The following is a 20841-nucleotide window of genomic DNA, read 5'->3' as shown; positions in this document are numbered from 1 at the left end:
TTCAAAGGAGCAATCATGGCTCACGCACCACAAATCGCCCCTCAAATTAAAATCGCTGCCACCTACATGCGCGGCGGCACCAGCAAAGGCGTGTTTTTCAGCCTCGCTGACCTGCCCGAAGCCGCGCAGGTGCCCGGTCCGGCCCGCGATGCGTTGCTGCTGCGGGTGATCGGCAGCCCCGACCCGTACGACAAGCAGATCGACGGCATGGGCGGCGCGACGTCCAGTACCAGCAAAACCGTAATCCTGTCGAAAAGCACCCGTGCCGATCACGACGTCGATTACCTGTTTGGCCAGGTGTCCATCGACAAGCCGTTCGTCGACTGGAGCGGCAACTGCGGCAATCTCTCGGCGGCGGTCGGTTCGTTCGCCATCAGCAACGGTCTGGTCGAGGCCAGCCGCATCCCGCACAACGGCGTGGCGGTGGTGCGCGTGTGGCAGGCCAATATCGGCAAGACCATCATCGCCCACGTGCCGATCACCAACGGCGAAGTGCAGGAAACCGGTGATTTCGAACTCGACGGCGTGACCTTTCCGGCGGCCGAAGTGCAGGTCGAATTCATCGATCCGGCGGCGGAAGAAGAGGGCGGCGGTGGCTCGATGTTCCCCACCGGCAATCTGGTCGATGAGCTTGAGGTCCCGGGTGTCGGCACGTTCAAGGCGACCATGATCAATGCCGGGATCCCGACGATATTCGTCAACGCCGAAGACATCGGCTATACCGGCACCGAACTGCAAGGCGCGATCAATGGCGATCCGCAAGCGCTGCTGATGTTCGAGACCATTCGCGCTTACGGCGCGTTGCGGATGGGGCTGATCTCCAATCTGGAAGAAGCGGCCAAGCGTCAGCACACGCCGAAAGTCGCGTTTGTCGCCAAGCCTGCGGATTACGTCGCGTCGAGCGGTAAAGCGATTGCCGCTGGTGATGTGGATCTGCTGGTGCGCGCGTTGTCGATGGGCAAACTGCACCACGCGATGATGGGCACGGCTGCGGTGGCGATCGGCACAGCGGCGGCGATTTCCGGCACGCTGGTCAATCTTGCTGCGGGTGGGGTTGAACGCAACGCCGTGCGTTTCGGCCATCCGTCCGGGACGTTGCGCGTGGGCGCTGAGGCGACGCTGGAAAATGGCGAGTGGGTGGTGAAGAAAGCCATCATGAGCCGCAGTGCGCGGGTGTTGATGGAAGGGTATGTGCGCGTGCCTGCTGACTCGTTCTGACCCGACATTTTACCCTCACCCCAGCCCTCTCCCAGAGGGAGAGGGGGCCGACCGTGGTGTCTTGCGTGGTACATCGACCTGAAAGACCGAGGCGATTATGGATTCAGCAGGGGATCGGCGATGTGGGGCGAGGAAGAAGTATCTGCTGTGATTCGTCGACCACGCAGGTTGGCGATTATGGATTCAGCGATGGACTTTCAGGTCGGTGAACCGCCACAGCATCCCCCAATCGGTCCCCTCTCCCTCGGGAGAGGGCTAGGGTGAGGGGCTGCCCTCTGACACAACACAAAGAAACCAGACATCACCAACCATAAACCAGCCAAGCCCTTGAGGAAGACCCAACCACTCATTTCCCCGAACAGGAGAACCACCATGAGCGCCAACGTCGACCTGAACAACCGTCCCGACTACGACCGTGTCCTGCAGGACATCGCCGACTACGTCCTCACCTTCAAGCCCGAATCCGCCGAAGCGCTGAACACCGCGCGCAATTGCCTGATCGACACCCTCGGCTGCGGTCTGCTGGCTCTGCGTTTTCCCGAATGCACCAAGCATCTTGGACCCATTGTCGAAGGCACGATTGTGCCGTTCGGTGCGCGAGTGCCCGGCACCAGTTACCGGCTCGACCCGGTCAAAGCCGCGTGGGACATCGGCTGCATCGTCCGCTGGCTCGATTACAACGACACCTGGCTCGCCGCCGAATGGGGCCATCCGTCGGACAACCTCGGTGCCATCCTCGCCGTTGCCGATCACCTGTCGCAGAAACGCATCGCCAACGGTGAAGCACCACTGACCCTTCGCGATGTGCTGGAAGCGATGATCATGGCCCACGAGATTCAAGGTGTAATTGCTCTGGAAAACTCCTTCAACCGGGTAGGACTCGATCACGTCATTCTGGTGAAAGTCGCCTCGACTGCGGTCAGCGCCAGACTCATGGGCGCCAACCGCGAGCAGCTGTTGTCGGCGCTGTCCCATGCCTTCGCCGACGGTCAGGCGTTGCGTACCTATCGCCACGCCCCGAACGCCGGCTCGCGGAAATCCTGGGCGGCGGGGGATGCGGCGAGTCGCGGTGTAAGGCTGGCCGGCATCGCCATGCGCGGTGAGATGGGCATTCCCGGGGTGCTGAGCGCGAACCAGTGGGGCTTCTATGACGTATCGTTCAGCCACACCAACAACGATCTGGCGCTCAAGCCCGAGGACAAGCGCGCTTTCAGCTTTTCCCGACCGTTCGGCAGTTACGTGATGGAAAACGTGTTGTTCAAGATCAGCTTCCCCGCCGAATTTCACGCGCAAACCGCCTGCGAGGCGGCGGTGACCTTGCATCCGCAGGTACGCAATCGCCTGCATGAAATCGACCGCATCGTCATTACTACTCACGAATCGGCGATCCGCATCATTTCCAAAGTCGGCCCGCTGGCCAACGCTGCCGACCGCGATCATTGTCTGCAATACATGACCGCCGTGCCGCTGGCATTTGGCAATCTGGTGGCCGAGCACTACGAAGACGACTTCCACAAGGCGCACCCGATCATCGACGTGTTGCGCGAAAAGATGGTCATCGTCGAAGAACCGCGTTTCAGCCGCGAATACCTCGAAGCCGACAAGCGCTCAATCGCCAATGCGGTGCAGGTATTTTTCAAGGATGGCAGCAGCACCGACAACGTGCTGGTGGAATACCCGATCGGCCATCGCCGCCGCCGCGCCGAGGGCATTCCGTTGCTGGAAGACAAGTTCAAGACCAACCTCGCCACGCGTTTCGCCGGCCAGCGTTGCGCTGAGATTTTTGCGCTGTGCGAGGATCAGGCGCGGCTGGAAGCCACGCCGGTGAATCGATTCATCGACCTGTTTGTGCTCTGACAGACCGCGTTATCGTTCTTCGCGAGCAGGCTCGTTCCCACAGTCGTTACGATGCAGGTCCATTGTGGGAGCGAGCCTGCTCGCGAAGGCGCCAGATCAGGCACCGCAAAACTACTTGAACCGCCGCTCAACCCCTTTCTCGACGAGAATCTTCGCTGAAATCTCTTCCACGGAAAAATGCGTGGAATTGATGTGCGGAATGTTCTCGCGGCGGAACAGGTTTTCCACTTCGCGCACTTCGAATTCGCACTGGGCATAGCTCGAATAGCGGCTGTTGGGCTTGCGCTCGTTGCGGATCGCGGTGAGGCGATCGGGGTCGATGGTCAGGCCGAACAACTTGTGCTGATGGGCGCGCAGGGCCGTCGGCAGCGTCAAGCGTTCCATGTCGTCTTCGGTCAGCGGATAGTTGGCCGCACGGATACCGAACTGCATAGCCATGTACAGACACGTCGGCGTTTTGCCGCATCGCGACACGCCTACTAGTATCAGATCGGCTTTGTCGTAATAGTGGGTGCGCGCGCCGTCATCGTTGTCGAGGGCGAAGTTCACCGCCTCGATGCGCTCCATGTAATTGGAGTTGTGCCCGATGGAGTGGGACTTGCCCACGGTGTAGGAAGAATGCTCGGTGAGCTCCTGTTCGAGCGGCGCGAGGAAGGTCGAGAAAATGTCGATCATGAAACCATTGGACGTTGCGAGAATCTCACGGATGTCCTGATTGACGATGGTGTCGAAGATGATCGGCCGAAAGCCGTCGGTTTCAGCGGCTTTGTTGATTTGTTGTACCATGGCCCGCGCTTTTTCCACGCTGTCGATGTAGGGCCGCGTGAACTTGGCGAAGGTAATGTTTTCGAACTGCGCCAGAAGGCTTTGACCCAGGGTTTCGGCAGTAATGCCGGTGCCATCGGAGATGAAGAAAGCAGATCGTTTCATTTGCACCTGGGGCCTTAGACTAATGAACATTCTTGGATATGATAGGCGCGATTTGCCGGCCGCCATTGGCCCGCATTCTCACTTATTTTCCAGGTCCAGGCCATACAACCGGCCGAGGCTCCCCCGGGCCGCCGGTTTCTGAGCTTTTCCAACACAGTTAGTGGAGAGATCACCTTGGTAGAGTACGTAGTTTCCCTCGATAAGCTCGGCAAACACGATGTTGAGCATGTGGGGGGCAAGAACGCATCCCTGGGCGAGATGATCAGTAACCTGGCAGGCGCCGGTGTTTCGGTCCCCGGCGGCTTCGCCACGACGGCTCAGGCCTATCGTGACTTCCTCGAACTGAGCGGCCTGAACGATCAGATCCACAAGGCCCTCGACGCGCTCGACGTCGACGACGTCAATGCCCTGGCCAAGACCGGTGCGCAGATCCGCCAATGGATCATGGACGCCGAATTCCCTGAAAAGCTCAACACCGAGATCCGCACCGCGTTCGCCGCGCTGTCGGCGGGCAACCCTGACGTGGCCGTGGCCGTGCGTTCCTCCGCCACCGCCGAAGACCTGCCGGACGCTTCCTTCGCCGGTCAGCAGGAAACCTTCCTGAACATCCGTGGTGTGGAAAACGTAATTCGCGCCGCCAAAGAGGTATTCGCCTCGTTGTTCAACGACCGTGCGATTTCCTACCGCGTGCACCAGGGCTTCGATCACAAACTGGTCGCCCTGTCGGCGGGCGTGCAGCGCATGGTGCGTTCGGAAACCGGCACCGCCGGCGTGATGTTCACCCTCGATACCGAATCCGGCTTCCGTGACGTGGTGTTCATCACCGGCGCCTACGGCCTGGGTGAAACCGTCGTACAAGGCGCGGTCAACCCGGATGAGTTCTACGTACACAAAGGCACGCTGGAGGCTGGTCGTCCGGCGATCCTGCGGCGCAACCTGGGCAGCAAAGCGATCAAGATGATCTACGGCGACGAGGCCAAGGCCGGTCGTTCGGTCAAGACCGTCGATGTCGACAAGGCCGAGCGCGCGCGTTTCTGCCTGACCGACGCTGAAGTCAGCGAGCTGGCCAAGCAGGCGATGATCATCGAGAAACACTACGGCTGCCCGATGGACATCGAGTGGGCCAAGGACGGCGACGACGGCAAGCTGTACATCGTGCAAGCGCGTCCGGAAACCGTGAAAAGCCGCACCCAGGCCAACGTCATGGAACGTTACCTGCTGAAAGAAACCGGCACTGTGCTGGTGGAAGGTCGGGCGATCGGTCAGCGCATCGGCGCCGGTAAAGTACGGATCATCAAAGACGTCTCGGAAATGGACAAAGTCCAGCCGGGCGACGTGCTGGTTTCCGACATGACCGACCCGGACTGGGAACCGGTGATGAAGCGCGCCAGCGCTATCGTCACCAACCGTGGCGGGCGTACCTGCCACGCGGCGATCATCGCTCGCGAGCTGGGGATTCCGGCGGTGGTCGGTTGCGGCAACGCTACCCAACTGCTCAAGGATGGCCAAGGCGTGACTGTGTCCTGCGCCGAAGGCGATACCGGCTACATCTTTGAAGGCGAGCTGGGCTTCGACATCAAGAAGAACTCCGTCGACGCCATGCCGGAACTGCCGTTCAAGATCATGATGAACGTCGGCAACCCGGACCGCGCCTTCGATTTCGCGCAACTGCCGAACGCCGGCGTAGGTCTGGCGCGTCTGGAATTCATCATCAACCGCATGATCGGCGTGCACCCGAAAGCGCTGCTGAACTACGACGGCCTGCCGCAGGACATCAAGGACAGCGTCGACAAGCGCATCGCCGGTTACAACGACCCGGTCGACTTCTATGTCGACAAACTGGTCGAAGGCATCAGCACCCTGGCGGCCGCGTTCACGCCGAAAAAAGTCATCGTGCGCCTGTCGGACTTCAAGTCCAACGAATATGCCAACCTGATCGGCGGCAAGCTCTACGAGCCGGAAGAAGAAAACCCGATGCTGGGCTTCCGTGGCGCTTCGCGTTACATCAGCGAATCGTTCCGCGACTGCTTCGAACTCGAATGCCGCGCGCTGAAACGTGTGCGCAACGAGATGGGCCTGACCAACGTCGAAATCATGGTGCCGTTCGTCCGTACTCTCGGCGAAGCCAGCCAGGTGGTCGATCTGCTCGCCGAAAACGGCTTGAAGCGCGGCGAAAACGGTCTGCGCGTGATCATGATGTGCGAATTGCCATCCAACGCGATTCTGGCTGAGGAATTTCTCGAATTCTTCGACGGTTTCTCGATCGGCTCCAACGACCTGACCCAGCTGACGCTGGGTCTGGACCGCGACTCGGGGATCATCGCCCACTTGTTCGACGAGCGTAATCCGGCGGTCAAGAAGCTGTTGGCCAACGCCATTCAGGCGTGCAACAAGGCCGGCAAGTACATCGGCATCTGCGGCCAGGGACCTTCGGACCATCCGGATCTGGCCAAATGGCTGATGGAGCAGGGCATCGAAAGCGTGTCGCTGAACCCGGACACCGTGCTGGAAACCTGGTTCTTCCTCGCCGAAGGTCAGGCGTAAGCAGTATGTAATCGGCCCGCGCCCCGTGTGGGAGCGAGCCTGCTCGCGAAGACGGAGCAACATCCGCCATGGATGTTCGCTGACACACCGCTTTCGCGAGCATGCTCGCTCCCACATGGGCCGGACTTTGAGATTCAAACAGGGCGGGGTCTCCGGATGTCGCCCTTTTTTGTGCAAGAGCATTATGCAAAGCAGCAGCAACCTGTTTCCTGTCGCCCTGATCAGCGCCGAGCGGCGCGGCGATCTGAGCGAAGACGTCTATCGATTGAAACCCGGCAACAGCCCGGACTGGTCCGTGGAAATCGCCGTGACCCGCCTGGGCATGGCCGATGACTCGGTACCACGCGGCGTGCCGGTGATTCTGTTGCACGGCAGCTTTTCCAATCGGCGCTTCTGGTTTTCCCCCAAAGGCCTCGGACTTGGTGCGTATCTGACGCGGCTGGGCTTCGACGTGTGGATTCCGGAAATGCGCGGCCACGGCCTGTCCCAGCGCAACGAAGACTACCGGCGCAATCGCGTCGCCGACTACGCCCGCTACGATCTGCCGGCAATTGCCGCATTCGTGCGCGAGCAGAGCGGACAGATTCCGCACTGGATCGGCCACTCTTTGGGCGGTATCACTTTGGCCGCCGCGCTCGGTGGCGAATACCTCGGCGAACCGGCAGTGGCCTCGGCGGCGTTTTTCGGCACGCAGGTCAGCCGTACTTACTGGCCACTGAAAATTCCACCGGTGGAGTGGGGCGGACGCTTTATTCTCAAGCGCTTCGCGCAGTTGTCCGGTTCACGTCTCAAACGCGGCCCGGAAGACGAGCCGATCGGCCTGGCCATCGAAAGCATGCGCTGGTACGGCTTGTTCGGCCGCTTCGGTGACAAGGACAAGGACTGGTGGGCCGGGCTCGCCGACGTTCAGGTGCCGGTGCTGGCTGTGACGGCAGCGGGGGATCATCAGGATCCGCCGTGGGCTTGCCGAAAGCTGTTCGAGCAGATCGGCTCGGAGTGCAAGCAGTTCATCAATCTGGGCCGCGAGCAGGGCTTCTCGGATAATTTCGGTCATATCGAAATGCTGGTGAGCAAAGCGGCGCAGACAGAAGTGTGGCCGTTGGTGGCGCGCTGGTTGAACGATCAGCAGACGCCGTTGCTTGAACAGGCAGGGAATCTGGCCGCGGCGGTGTAAGGGGCGTTCCGTTCAGCCTGGCTTGCGGCTAAGATATGACGCGTTGTGCGGTTCCGGTCATATTTCGTGACTGTTTAGCTATTACGTTTCAGGGATTGTTCAGGTTGCGTCAGCGACCATGGCATGGACTAAGGTAAACAGCGACCGCCGGAACTCGTCTTATCAGCATGCGGCATCCTTGATGGTCTTCCTTGTTACAGGAGTTTTTCGATGGAACATTACCTTACGCCTGATCTGTGCGACGCCTACCCGGAGCTGGTGCAGGTGCTGGAACCGATGTTCAGCAATTTCGGCGGCCGTGATTCCTTCGGCGGCGAAATCGTGACCATCAAGTGCTTCGAAGACAACTCGCTGGTCAAGGAGCAGGCCGAACTCAACGGCAAAGGCAAAGTGCTCGTCGTTGATGGCGGCGGTTCGCTGCGCCGCGCCCTGCTGGGCGACATGATCGCCGCCAAGGCCGCGCAGAACGGTTGGGAAGGGCTGGTGATCTACGGGTGCATCCGTGACGTCGACGTCATCGCCCAGACCGATCTTGGCGTGCAGGCGCTGGCCAGCCACCCGATGAAAACCGACAAGCGCGGCATTGGTGACCTCAACGTCCCGGTGACATTCGCCGGCGTGACCTTTCACCCGGGCCAGTACATTTATGCGGACAACAACGGCGTGATCGTATCGCCGAGCCCGCTGAAAATGCCTGAATAAGATTTTCGACAAGGGATGCGGATGTTCGAGGAAGAAAACGCGCAATGGGGGCTGGTGCATGCCCTGGTGCTGGACGGCAAGGGCGGTGCGCGTTCGATAGCCCGGACTGAGCTCGACGATTTGCAACTGCAGGCTCATGAAAGCCTGTGGCTACACTGGGATCGCAGCCATCCGCAGACCCGGACCTGGCTGCGCAAGTCCAGCGGGCTCAACGAATTCACCTGCGATCTGCTGCTGGAAGAGAATACCCGGCCGCGTTTGTTGCCGTTGCCCGACTCCGAGCTGCTGCTCTTCCTGCGCGGGGTCAACCTCAACCCCGGCGCGGAGCCGGAAGACATGGTCTCGGTGCGGATTTTCGCCTCTGCGCAGCGGGTGATTTCCCTGCGCTTGCGCCCGTTGCGCGCCACCGATGAGCTGCTGGCGCTGCTGGGTGATGGCAAAGGCCCGAAAACATCCTCCGAATTGATGTTGTATCTGGCGCAGTTCCTCACCAATAAAGTGCAGGATCTGGTCACGTGCCTGTCGGAAGTGGTCGACGAAGAGGAAGAAAAACTCGATGCCGACGAACGGTATACGCCCGAGCATGGGGCCATTTTGCACATCCGTCGCAGGGCGGCCGGGCTGAAGCGTTTTCTCGCTCCACAGCGGGATATTTTCGGACAGCTGACGCGGATCAAATTGCCGTGGTTCGTCGAAGACGACGCCGACTACTGGAACGAATTGAACAACAGCCTGACCCGCTATCTGGAAGAGCTCGAATTGACCCGGGAGCGCGTGGGGCTTGTGCTGGAGGCGGAAGACCGGCGTTTGAGCGTGCACATGAATCGCACCATGTACCGCTTCGGCATCATTACCTGCATCTTTTTGCCGATGAGTTTCATCACTGGTCTGCTGGGTATCAATGTCGGCGGTATTCCGTTCGCCGAAAGCCCGTATGGTTTTCTGATTGCCTGCCTGACGGTACTCGCCCTGGCGTTCGGCCAGTGGTGGTTGTTCCGCCGTTTGCGCTGGGTGTGAACATGGCGCATGTGACCCGAGCAAATCTGCCCGCGTCTTTCACAGACATCACGAGAGGTGCGTATGCACGATCCGTTTGAACAGTCTTTGCGCGACATGCTCAACGCTTCGCCGTCCAGCCGCGACGACGATGCGTGCCTGGGCCGCGTACTCAAAACCGCCAACCGCCAGGTCGGCGCCGGTGATCTGTTCAGCCTGCTGGGCCGCTGGCTGCCCGCGCTGATGATCGCCCTGAACAATGGCTCGGCGCATGTCTCGCCGGTTTCCCGTCTGCGTAAAACCACTGCTCGCACTGCTGATAAGGCTGATTGAATATGGAACTTGATCTCTGGACTCAGAGCCTCGTCACTGCAATGACTGCGTTGTGGACCAAAGTCGCTAATTTCATTCCGAACCTGTTCGGCGCACTGGTTGTGCTGCTGTTGGGTTTCGTTGTGGCCAAACTGCTCGATACCTTGCTCTCGAAATTGCTCGCCAAACTGGGCCTCGATCGCCTGATGGGCGGCACCGGCTTGACCAAGCTGATGTCCCGTGCCGGGCTGCAGGTGCCGATCTCGACGCTGATCGGTAAAATCGTCTACTGGTTCGTTCTGCTGATTTTTCTGGTTTCTGCGGCAGAATCCCTTGGCCTTGAGCGAGTTTCAGCTACGCTGGACATGCTGGCTTTGTATCTGCCGAAAGTTTTCGGTGCTGCGCTGGTGCTGCTGGTCGGTGTCCTGCTGGCGCAACTGGCCAACGGGCTGGTGCGCGGCGCGGCAGAAGGCGTAGGCCTGGACTACGCTTCCGGGCTGGGACGCATTGCGCAGGGGCTGGTGATCATCATCAGTATCTCGGTTGCGATCAGCCAGCTTGAGGTCAAGACTGACCTGCTGAACCATGTAATTGTCATCGTATTGATTACCGTTGGTCTGGCAGTTGCGCTGGCCATGGGATTGGGAAGCCGGGAAATCGCCGGTCAGATTCTTGCGGGAATCTATGTGCGTGAGCTGTACGAGGTTGGGCAACAAGTGCGTGTTGGCGAGGTCGAAGGCCAGATCGAAGAGATCGGCACGGTTAAAACCACATTGCTGACCGATGAGGGTGAGCTAGTCTCTCTCTCCAATCGGATCCTGCTGGAACAGCATGTGAGTAGCCGCTAAACCGGCAAACCCTGCTAATGTATGCCGCCGCAAAATGCCAGCCGAGGCTGGTTGTGGCGGACATTGACCTGACTGTCGGCACGACTTGTTTTGAATAAAGCCCAACCGCTATCCACGCGCTACGACCCCCGCGAGCTCTCTGATGAGGAGTTGGTCGCGCGCTCGCATACCGAGCTGTTTCACGTAACGCGCGCCTACGAAGAGTTGATGCGGCGTTACCAGCGAACATTATTTAACGTCTGCGCGAGATATCTCGGGAACGATCGCGACGCAGACGATGTCTGTCAGGAAGTGATGCTGAAGGTGCTGTACGGCCTGAAGAACTTCGAGGGGAAATCGAAGTTCAAAACCTGGCTTTACAGCATCACTTACAACGAATGCATCACGCAGTATCGGAAGGAACGGCGTAAGCGTCGCTTGATGGACGCTCTCAGTCTGGACCCTCTTGAAGAAGCGTCTGAAGAAAAGGCGCCGAAGCCGGAGGAGAAGGGTGGGCTTGATCGCTGGCTGGTGTATGTGAATCCGATTGACCGTGAAATTCTGGTGCTACGATTTGTCGCAGAGCTGGAGTTTCAGGAGATCGCAGACATCATGCACATGGGTTTGAGTGCGACAAAAATGCGTTACAAACGCGCTCTAGATAAATTGCGTGAGAAATTTGCAGGCATTGCTGAAACTTAGTTCAGCGCAAATATCTCTTACGTGTAGGCAAGTTCTGATAGACTTGCCGCCGAGTTGTCCCCCGGTTTGCGGGACTGCTTCACAATCACCAGATGGGGATTTAACGGATGAAACTGAAAAACACCTTGGGCTTGGCCATTGGTTCTCTGATTGCCGCCACTTCGTTCGGCGCTCTGGCACAAGGCCAAGGCGCAGTTGAAATCGAAGGCTTCGCTAAGAAAGAACAATTCGACAGCGCTCGTAACTTCAAGAACAACGGCAACCTGTTCGGCGGTTCGATCGGTTACTTCCTGACCGACGACGTTGAACTGCGTCTGGGCTACGACGAAGTGCACAACGTACGTGCCGACGATGGCAAGAACGTCAAAGGCGCTAACACCGCTCTGGACGCTCTGTACCACTTCAACAACCCAGGCGACATGATTCGTCCATACGTTTCGGCCGGTTTCTCTGACCAGAGCATCGACCAGAACGGTTCGAACGGTCGTAACCGTTCCACCTTCGCCAACGTTGGCGGCGGTGCCAAGCTGTACTTCACCGAGAACTTCTACGCCCGTGCCGGCGTTGAAGCTCAGTACAACATCGACCAGGGCGACACCGAGTGGGCTCCTAGCGTCGGTATCGGTGTGAACTTCGGTGGCGGTTCCAAACCAGCTGCTGCTCCAGTTCCAGCACCTGCTGAAGTCTGCTCCGACAGCGACAACGATGGCGTTTGCGACAACGTTGACAAGTGCCCGGACACCCCAGCCAACGTAACCGTTGACGCTGATGGCTGCCCAGCAGTTGCTGAAGTTGTTCGTGTTGAGCTGGACGTGAAATTCGACTTCGACAAGTCGGTAGTCAAGCCTAACAGCTACGGCGACATCAAAAACCTGGCTGACTTCATGAAGCAGTACCCATCCACCACCACTACTGTTGAAGGTCACACTGACTCCGTCGGTCCTGACGCTTACAACCAGAAACTGTCCGAGCGTCGTGCAAACGCCGTTAAGCAGGTTCTGACCAACCAGTACGGTGTTGAATCGTCCCGCGTTCAGTCTGTTGGCTACGGCGAATCCCGCCCAGTTGCTGACAACAAAACTGACGCTGGCCGCGCTGTAAACCGTCGCGTAGAAGCGCAGGTTGAAGCTCAAGCTAAGTAATTAGCTGCCGCTGATGGAAAAGCCCGGCTCAGGCCGGGCTTTTCTTTGTCTGCGATTTGGCTACGGAGCTTAAAGCGCTTGCACGCCATACGCCGTGCAGGAGCTGCCGAAGGCTGCGATCTTTTGCTCTTCAACAACTGCCGCAACAGCCGCCACCGCACCAATCACCAGAATCGCCGGGCTCTTCAATTCAAAGGCCGACGCATCCTCAGCCATCGCGCTCAAATCGCTGCGACATTCACGCTGATGCGCCAACGAGGCGTTTTCGATCATCGCCACCGGCGTGTCCGCCGCCATCCCTCCCGCCAGCAACTGATCACGAATCTCGCCCAGTTTGGCCACGCCCATGTAAACCACCAGCGTCGTCCCGCCTTGCGCCAACGCCTGCCAGTTCAGCTGACTGTCATCCTGTGTGTGCGCAGTCACCAACGTCACCCCGCGTGCCACACCACGCAGTGTCAGTGGAATATCGCATTGCGTCGCCCCGGCCAGCCCGGCAGTGATGCCGTTGACCAGTTCCACTTCAACACCGCGCTCGCGCAACCACTGCGCTTCTTCACCACCGCGACCGAAAATGCACGGGTCGCCGCCCTTGAGCCGCACCACACATTTGCCCTGGCGGGCATAACGCAGCATCAACCGATGAATAAATGCCTGCGGCGTCGAACGGCAGCCGCCGCGTTTGCCGACGGGGATGACCCGCGCATCCTGGCAGTGCTCGAGCACCGCGTCGTTGACCAGATCATCGATCATCACCACATCGGCCTCGCGCAACGCGCGCACCGCTTTGAGGGTCAGCAACTCCGGATCGCCAGGGCCTGCGCCCACCAGCCAGACTTTCGCATTCATGGTGTTGTCCTCATTGAATAACTGCGACCGGCCGCGCTTCGGCAGCCAGCAGGCGCTTGATTTCCGGCACGCAGGAACCGCATTGCGTACCGCATCGGAGAGTTCTTTTCAGGCCTTGCAGATCCAGGCCTTGGCGAATGCCGGCGCAGACCGTGTTGAGACTGACGTTTTCGCAATTGCACAAGGTCTTGTCGCTCGCGATGGCTCCGACAGCGCCCGGCGGCGCGCTCATCGGCGCGAGCAGCCAGCGCCGCAGTTGTTGGTCGGCGCGGCCCTCCAGCCACAGGCTCTGCAACCAGTGTTGCGCGAGGGTTTCACCGGCCAGGCGAATGGCAGTGATACGGCCGTTTTCGATGCGCACCCGCTTGCCAATGGCGCGACGCGGATCGTCGTAGGCCAGAACCGGGCCATCCAGCAGCGACAGGCATTGGTCGATCTCGCCCAGCAACTGGGGGGCGGGCGCCTCGGCGTGAGCAGCGCGTATCAGCAACGCCGGCCGCTCACGTCCGACAAGGCTGAGACTCACGTAGGAAAACGCCTCGCACAGCGGGCGTAGCGTCTCGAAATGCCGTTGAACATCACCCTCGATCAAGGCGAACAGTTGCCATGGCAGATTGACTGCTTCCAGGCGCACGCCGCTGTGCTTGAGCTCCGGTTGCTTGGACAGCGGATCAAACGCCGGCAAGGTCAGTTTGTTAACGCCGCCCTTGAGATAGCGATCGCCCCAATGCATCGGCAGAAATGCCTGGCCGGGTCGCACACTGTCATCGCTGCCGACCGCGACAATCACGGCACCCCGACGGCTTTTCAGATTGACCAGATCGCCGGGCTGCAAGCGATGCCGGCGCATCTCGTCCGGGTGCAGGCTCAACACGGCTTCGCTGACGTGGCCGAACAACTGCGCGGCGGTGCCGGTGCGGCTCATGCCATGCCATTGGTCCCGCAGGCGGCCGGTGATCAGGGTCAGCGGGAAGCGCGCATCGCGTTGTTCCTTGGCCGCGCGATACGGCTCGGCAATGAATTGCGCGCGGCCACTGGCCGTAGGAAAAATGCCGTCGCCGTACAAGCGTGGCGTGCCTTGGCTGGCGCCGACAGGGAAGGGCCATTGCTGCGGGCCTATCTCGTCGATCAGCGCGTGGCTGATTCCGGAGAGATCCAGATCGCGCCCTTGGGTCAGCAGTTTGAATTCATCAAACAACTGCGAAGGCTGATCGAAGGCGAACAGGCTCGGCTGCTGCGGACGCAGACGTTTCTCCAGGCGCTGTGCGAAATCTACCGTGATTGCCCAGTCCGGCCGCGCTTCGCCCGGTGCGACAACCGCTTTGCGCACGTGGGAAATGCGCCGTTCGGAGTTGGTCACCGAGCCTTCCTTTTCACCCCAACTGGCGGCGGGCAATAACAGGTCGGCGAACCCGGCGGTCTCGGTGGTGCGAAAGGCTTCCTGCAATACCACAAAGGGACAGGCCTCAAGCGCTGCTCGAACCGCGTTCTGATCCGGCATCGACTGCGCCGGGTTGGTACAGGCAATCCACAGTGCTTTGATTTTGCCGCTGCGCAGGTTTTCGAACAGCTCGATGGCGCTCAGGCCAGGCGCCTCGGGCAACTTGTCCACACCCCAATAGGCCGCCACCTCGGCACGATGCTCTGGGTTGGCAGCATCGCGGTGGCCCGGTAGCAGATTGGACAGACTGCCGGTTTCCCGTCCTCCCATGGCGTTTGGCTGACCGGTCAGGGAGAAAGGTCCTGCACCGGGACGGCCGATCTGTCCGGTGGCCAAGTGCAGGTTGATCAGCGCACTGTTTTTCGCGCTACCGGCGCTGGACTGATTCAGACCCATGCACCACAGCGACAGGAAGCTCGGCGCAGTGCCGACCCATTCCGCGCACTGCTGCAATTGTTCGATGCTGATGCCGCACAGCTGCGAAACCATCTGCGGGGTGTAATCGCGTACCAGCGTTTTAAGCTCGGCGAGGCCTTCGGTATGCGCCTTGATGAAATCGCGATCGACCCAGTCTTCCCACAGCAGCAGGTGCAAAATCCCATGGAACAACGCGACATCGGTGCCCGGAAGAATCGCCAGATGCAGGTCAGCCAGATCGCAGGTGTCAGTGCGACGCGGGTCGATCACGATGACTTTCATCTGCGGACGACGGGTTTTGGCTTCCTCCAACCGGCGAAAAAGTACCGGATGGGCGTAGGCCATGTTACTGCCGACAATCATCACGCAGTCGCTCAGCTCCAGGTCTTCGTAACTGCACGGCGGCGCGTCGGCGCCGAGGCTGCGCTTGTAGCCGACCACCGCCGAGGACATGCATAGCCGCGAATTGCTGTCGATGTTGTTGGTGCCGACCAGCGCCCGCGCCAGTTTGTTGAAGGCGTAGTAGTCCTCGGTGAGCAACTGCCCGGAGATGTAGAACGCCACGCTGTCCGGGCCGTGCTCGGCGATGGTTTCGGCAAAAACGTTGGTCGCGTGGTCGAGGGCGGTATCCCAGTCAGTGCGGCTGCGCGCCAGGCCTTTGCCCAGGCGCAGTTCCGGGTACAAGGCGCGGGCGGCGAGGTCGCCGGTCAGGTGCAGCGTCGAGCCTTTGCTGCACAGTTTGCCGAAGTTGGCCGGGTGCGCCGGATCGCCGCTGACGCCGAGGATGCGCTCGCCGTCATGCTCGATCAGTACGCCGCAGCCGACCCCGCAGTAACAGCAGGTCGAGGCGGTCGTCTGGCGGTTCATCAGATGGCGTCCCGCAGGGCCAGTTGCACCCGGCCATTTTCGACCCGCGCCGGATGGTGGTGGGCGCAGCCGATGTCTGGCGCCTGGGCTTCGCCGGTTTCGAGGTCGATCTGCCAGTTGTGCAGCGGACAGGCCACGCGTTTGCCGTAGATCAGGCCTTGCGACAGCGGCCCACCCTTGTGCGGGCAGCGGTCATCGAGGGCGAAAACCTCATCGTCACTTGTGCGAAAAATCGCGATATCACCTTTCGGCCCGGCAATGATCCGCGAACCGAGGGCGTTGATCTCTTCCAGCGCACAGATATCCAGCCAGTTCATGCCGGCACCTCCAGGTTTTTCACGGGGATCACGTCGAATTCTTTTTTCAGTTGCGGCTGCGCCAGGCGTTCTTTCCACGGGTCCTGTTCGAACGACAGGGAGAACTGCAGGCGCTCGTTCAAGGCCTTGCGCCGCTCGGCGTCTTCGAGCACGTTTTTCTTGATGTGCTCCATGCCGACCCGTTGCAGGTAGTGCACGGTGCGCTCGAGGTAGAAAGCTTCTTCGCGATACAGCTGCAAAAAGGCACCGTTGTATTCGCGGACTTCTTCGGCGGTTTTCAGTTTGACGAAGAACTCGGCGACTTCGGTCTTGATCCCGCCGTTGCCACCGATGTACATCTCCCAGCCGGAGTCGACGCCGATAATTCCTACGTCCTTGATGCCGGCTTCCGAGCAGTTGCGTGGGCAACCGGACACCGCCAGCTTCACCTTGTGCGGCGACCACATGTTGAACAGGTCGTGCTCGAGCTCGATGCCCAGTTGCGTCGAATTCTGTGTGCCAAAGCGGCAGAACTCGCTGCCCACGCAGGTTTTCACCGTGCGGATGGATTTGCCGTAGGCGTGGCCCGACGGCATATCTAGGTCCTTCCACACCCCAGGCAGGTCCTGCTTCTTGATGCCCAGCAAGTCGATCCGTTGACCGCCGGTGACCTTGACCATCGGCACGTTGTACTTGTCGGCCACATCGGCGATCCGCCGCAGTTCCGACGGGTTGGTCACGCCGCCCCACATGCGTGGCACCACCGAATAGGTGCCGTCCTTCTGGATGTTGGCGTGGGCGCGTTCGTTGATCAGACGCGATTGCGGGTCGTCCTTGGCCTCGCCTGGCCAGGTTGAGATCAGGTAGTAGTTGAGCGCCGGGCGACAAGTCGCGCAGCCATTAGGCGTGCGCCAGTTCAGGTAACTCATGGTCTCGGCGATGGTCAGCAGGTGTTCCTGGCGAATCGCCTGGCGAATCTGCCCGTGGTTGAGGTCGCTGCAACCGCAGATGGCTTTTTCGCTTTTCGGTTTGACGTCCGCCGCGCCACCCACGGTATTGATCAGGATCTGCTCGACCAGACCGGCGCAGGAGCCGCAGGAGCTGGCGGCTTTGGTGTGTTTCTTCACCTCGTCGACGCTGAACAGACCGTGTTCCTGAATGGCCTTGACGATGGTGCCTTTGCACACACCGTTGCAGCCGCACACTTCGGCGCTGTCGGCCATGACCATGGCTTTGTCCTGGCCCTGATGTCCTACGTCGCCTAAAGCGTTTTCGCCGAACATCAAGTGATCGCGGATCTCACCGATGGCGTGATTCTCACGAATCTGCCGGAAATACCAACCGCCATCTGCCGTATCGCCGTACAGACAGGCGCCGACCAGCACGTCATCCTTGATCACCAGTTTTTTGTACACGCCGCCGATCGGGTCGGAGAGGGTGATGGTCTCGGTGCCTTCGCCGCCCATGAAATCGCCGGCGGAGAACAGGTCGATGCCGGTGACTTTCAATTTGGTCGAGGTCACTGAACCCTGATAGCGAGCGAAACCCAGTTGCGCGAGGTGATTGGCGCAGACCTTGGCCTGTTCGAACAGCGGTGCAACCAGACCGTAGGCAATGCCTCGATGGCTGGCGCATTCGCCGATTGCGTAGATGCGCGGGTCGTAGGTTTGCAGGGTGTCGTTGACCAGAATCCCGCGATTGCACGGGATGCCGGCCTTTTCCGCCAGTTCGGTGTTGGGGCGGATGCCAGCGGCCATCACCACCAGGTCGGCAGGGATGATGTCGCCGTTCTTGAACTGCACCGAGCCGACCCGGCCATTGCCGGCGTCGTGCAGGGCCTGGGTCTGTTCGCACAGGCGGAAATGCAGGCCACGGGATTCCAGCGCCGATTGCAGAAGCTGGCCGCTGGTCTTGTCCAGTTGCCGCTCCAGCAGCCATTCACCCAAGTGCACCACAGTCACATGCATGCCGCGCAGCATCAGGCCATTGGCCGCTTCGAGGCCGAGCAGGCCGCCGCCGATGACCACGGCGTGTTTGTGGGTTCTGGCGGTGTCGATCATCGCCTGGGTGTCGGCGATGTCGCGGTAGCCGATCACGCCCTGCAAGGTGTTGCCGGGTATCGGCAGAATGAACGGGGTCGAGCCGGTGGCGATCAGCAGGCGGTCGTATTCGGCCTCGGTGCCGTCCTCGGCGATCACCCGGCGTTTGACCCGGTCAATCTCCACCACTTTGCGGTTGAGCAGCAGCTTGATGTTGTTTTCCAGGTACCAGTCGAGGTCGTTGAGCACGATCTCTTCGAAAGTCTGCTCACCGGCCAGCACCGGCGACAGCAGGATGCGGTTGTAGTTGGTGTGCGGTTCGGCGCCGAAGACGGTGATGTCGTAGAGCTCGTCGCTCAGCTTGAGCAGTTCTTCCAGGGTACGCACCCCGGCCATGCCATTGCCGATCATCACCAGTTTGAGTTTTTTCATCAGGTTCTCCGGGAGCTGCGGCTGGCCTCTGGTGGGCCGTCGGGCCTTGCTCGACAAATTTTGCGCAAACAAAAAAAGGCGTCCCGCTAGTTGCCTAGCGAGGACGCCTTTGTCCTGGTCCCGTTCTCTCGGGAAGCGCAGCCTTCGTCGTTGAAGGCTGGGCTTTATGTGCGTGTTGAATGGGGTAATGCAGTGGTTGTGCCAACTTGGGTGAACGTGGTTTTGTTGGGGATTGGGGTTGTGACAGGAGGTTTTTTTGCACCGAATCGAGGCGTGTTGCTCGTTCGTGGCGCGTTAATTCTTGGGGTTATGCGGTGTGACGCCGAATGCCTTCGCGAGCAGGCTCGCTCCCACAAGGTGTCTGCGAACGACACAACCTCCCCCTGTGGGAGCGAGCCTGCTCGCGAATGGCGCAACTCAATCTCAGCCATGAAACAACAAAACCAGCAGCACCACATTCCCGAGCAATGCCAGAAGCGCCATCGTCCGCCAGACCTTCAACGGCTCGCGCTCCAACAACGGCCGGGGCCGCACACTGAGGCTGCGCCGCTCACCCTGTTCCAGTACCAGCAGCCACTCTTCAGCGGTTTCAAAGCGTTGCTGCGGATCGACTGCGACGCCACGTTCCAGACTCTGCGCCAGCCATTCCGGCAAATCCGGGCGATAGCGACTGGCACTGACCGGCACGCCAAATCGGGGCCGCTGGAACGCTTCGATCTCGCCGTACGGGAAATGCCCGGTGAGCAGGTAATAAAGGGTGACACCGACCGAATACAAATCCTGCTGCGCACTCGGTGGTTCGCCGCGAAACGCTTCCGGGGCAATAAAGCTTGGGGTTCCCGGCAGGGTCGACGGCGCGTCTTCCGAAAGACCCGGGCAATAAGCCAGACCGAAATCCAGCAGGCGCAGCTCGCCGTCGTCGCCCAGCAGAAGGTTTTCCGGTTTGATATCGCGATGCAGAATCTGTCGTCGATGCAACAGACCGACCGCGCGTAACAGGCGCTCGGCGATGTCCTGCCACTGCGCCAACGGCAGCTGGCCGCGGTGGTGAAACACCTCGGCCAGCGTCGTCCCGTCATATTCGCGCATCACGTAGTACAAATGCTGACGCTGGGTGCAGGCATGGACTTGCGGAAAATGCCGGCCGGCCACGCGCTTGAGGAACCATTCCTCGGACAGCAGCGCTTGCCCGGCCTGTAAATCGTCGGCCAGGCGCGCCGGCAAGGTCTTCAACAGCCAGGCCTGGCCCTGGTCATCGAGCACGTGATACAGCAGCGATTGCTGGCTCTGGCCAACGATGCCCTGCACCTGCCAGCCTTCGAACGCTTGTCCGGGTTTCAGCGCTGGAGGCAGCGGCCATTGCTGCAACTGCACCAGCGCATCGCCGATGTTCGATTCGCCCAGCGCATCGATGCGCACCAGCAGGGCACTGGCATTGTCCTGACTACCAGCCAGATGCGCGGCGTTGACCAGGGTTTGCGCCGCGCTGTGCAGATCCGGCTGATCACGCAGAATCGCCGCGATCGCGGTATCGCCCAAGGTCGACCAGACGCCGTCGCTGAGCAGCACGAAGCTTTCGCCCTCTCGAAGTTCACCGTCGAGGAAGTCCAGCACCAGATGCTGATCGAGCCCGAGCGCACGTTTGAGCACATGCTGCATGCCCGGTTGCTCCCAGACGTGATCCTCGCTGATGCGCTGCAATCGCTCGGCATGCCAGCGATAGACCCGGCAATCGCCAACATGGGCGAGGGTGAAGCGTCGACCGCGCATCACCAGCGCGCTGACCGTGGTCAGCAGCGGTTGCCCGCCGCCATTGGCCTGCAGCCAGCGGTTTTGCGCGAGCAGCAAGCGATCCAGCGCCTGGGCCACGCTCCAGGTTTCCGGCGTCGCGTAATAGTCCAGCGCCAGGGCCTGCAAGGTCGAGTGCGCGGCGAGACCGCCATCGGCGCATTGGCTGACACCGTCGGCGATGGCGAACAGATAACCCTTGCTCAGCGCCAATGCCGGCGCCGGAGTCACCGAGCGCAGGGCGTCCTGATTCTCCGCGCGCGGGCCGGTGGCACTGGCTTCGGCGAAACTCAGTTGCAGGGCCATTG

General features: G+C 60.4%; 16 protein-coding genes. 10 read left to right on the top strand and 6 right to left on the bottom strand.

Going from position 1 to position 20841, the window contains the following annotated elements; translation table 11 throughout:
• The first annotated feature begins 15 nt into the window (after positions 1-15).
• A complete protein-coding gene (prpF, locus tag GXB78_RS07385) occupies positions 16-1218 on the top strand; it encodes a 2-methylaconitate cis-trans isomerase PrpF (RefSeq protein ID WP_329514924.1) in 1203 nt (400 codons plus the stop codon).
• Between the two features lie 372 nt (positions 1219-1590).
• Entirely contained in the window at positions 1591-3075 is a 1485-nt protein-coding gene (gene prpD / locus GXB78_RS07380) for a 2-methylcitrate dehydratase (RefSeq protein ID WP_329514923.1), read from the top strand.
• A 111-nt stretch (positions 3076-3186) separates the two neighbouring features.
• Here prpD and ppsR read toward each other — a convergent pair whose 3' ends face one another.
• Positions 3187-4005 (bottom strand): posphoenolpyruvate synthetase regulatory kinase/phosphorylase PpsR, encoded by an 819-nt coding sequence (gene ppsR, locus GXB78_RS07375; protein ID WP_329514922.1) that lies wholly within the window; start codon positions 4003-4005, stop codon positions 3187-3189.
• Positions 4006-4179: 174 nt separating this feature from the next.
• On the opposite strand from ppsR, the gene ppsA reads away from it, so the two are divergent.
• The 8 genes from ppsA to GXB78_RS07335 all read left to right on the top strand — a co-directional run bounded on the left by ppsA (position 4180) and on the right by GXB78_RS07335 (position 12404).
• Entirely contained in the window at positions 4180-6549 is a 2370-nt protein-coding gene (gene ppsA, locus GXB78_RS07370) for a phosphoenolpyruvate synthase (RefSeq protein WP_329514921.1), read from the top strand.
• Between the two features lie 184 nt (positions 6550-6733).
• Positions 6734-7723 (top strand): alpha/beta fold hydrolase, encoded by a 990-nt coding sequence (locus GXB78_RS07365; protein WP_329514920.1) that lies wholly within the window; start codon positions 6734-6736, stop codon positions 7721-7723.
• Between the two features lie 210 nt (positions 7724-7933).
• Complete coding sequence (gene rraA, locus GXB78_RS07360) at positions 7934-8425, top strand: ribonuclease E activity regulator RraA (RefSeq protein ID WP_016773829.1); 492 nt, start codon at positions 7934-7936, stop codon at positions 8423-8425.
• A gap of 21 nt (positions 8426-8446) precedes the next feature.
• Positions 8447-9442, top strand: a complete 996-nt coding sequence (locus GXB78_RS07355) for a zinc transporter ZntB (protein WP_329514919.1) — start codon at positions 8447-8449, stop codon at positions 9440-9442.
• Between the two features lie 63 nt (positions 9443-9505).
• Positions 9506-9754, top strand: a complete 249-nt coding sequence (locus tag GXB78_RS07350; RefSeq protein WP_003223293.1) for a hypothetical protein — start codon at positions 9506-9508, stop codon at positions 9752-9754.
• A 2-nt stretch (positions 9755-9756) separates the two neighbouring features.
• Positions 9757-10581: a mechanosensitive ion channel family protein gene (locus GXB78_RS07345; protein ID WP_016773831.1), complete on the top strand. Its 825-nt coding sequence runs from the start codon at positions 9757-9759 to the stop codon at positions 10579-10581.
• 90 nt (positions 10582-10671) lie between these two features.
• Complete coding sequence (sigX, locus tag GXB78_RS07340) at positions 10672-11262, top strand: RNA polymerase sigma factor SigX (protein ID WP_016773832.1); 591 nt, start codon at positions 10672-10674, stop codon at positions 11260-11262.
• Between the two features lie 107 nt (positions 11263-11369).
• Entirely contained in the window at positions 11370-12404 is a 1035-nt protein-coding gene (locus GXB78_RS07335) for an OmpA family protein (protein ID WP_016773833.1), read from the top strand.
• A 69-nt stretch (positions 12405-12473) separates the two neighbouring features.
• Here GXB78_RS07335 and cobA read toward each other — a convergent pair whose 3' ends face one another.
• From cobA to GXB78_RS07310, 5 genes are all read right to left on the bottom strand, one after another.
• A complete protein-coding gene (cobA, locus tag GXB78_RS07330) occupies positions 12474-13253 on the bottom strand; it encodes a uroporphyrinogen-III C-methyltransferase (protein WP_329514918.1) in 780 nt (259 codons plus the stop codon).
• Positions 13254-13263: 10 nt separating this feature from the next.
• Positions 13264-15978 (bottom strand): nitrate reductase, encoded by a 2715-nt coding sequence (locus GXB78_RS07325; RefSeq protein ID WP_329514917.1) that lies wholly within the window; start codon positions 15976-15978, stop codon positions 13264-13266.
• The gene (gene nirD, locus GXB78_RS07320; protein WP_016773836.1) at positions 15978-16295 is read right to left on the bottom strand and encodes a nitrite reductase small subunit NirD; all 318 of its coding nucleotides are present in this window, start codon (positions 16293-16295) and stop codon (positions 15978-15980) included. Before nirD ends, GXB78_RS07325 begins: the two co-directional genes overlap by 1 nt.
• Complete coding sequence (gene nirB, locus GXB78_RS07315) at positions 16292-18745, bottom strand: nitrite reductase large subunit NirB (protein ID WP_016773837.1); 2454 nt, start codon at positions 18743-18745, stop codon at positions 16292-16294. The genes nirD and nirB overlap by 4 nt, the downstream gene beginning before the upstream one ends.
• Before the next feature lie 423 nt (positions 18746-19168).
• Positions 19169-20839 carry a bifunctional protein-serine/threonine kinase/phosphatase gene (locus GXB78_RS07310; RefSeq protein WP_329514916.1) on the bottom strand — a complete coding sequence of 557 codons (1671 nt, stop codon included), beginning with the start codon at positions 20837-20839 and terminating at the stop codon, positions 19169-19171.
• Positions 20840-20841 lie beyond the last annotated feature (2 nt).

It is taken from the genome of Pseudomonas moraviensis subsp. stanleyae (assembly GCF_036283065.1).
GTDB lineage: Bacteria > Pseudomonadota > Gammaproteobacteria > Pseudomonadales > Pseudomonadaceae > Aquipseudomonas > Aquipseudomonas stanleyae.
This window is presented reverse-complemented; position numbering and strand designations above follow the sequence as displayed.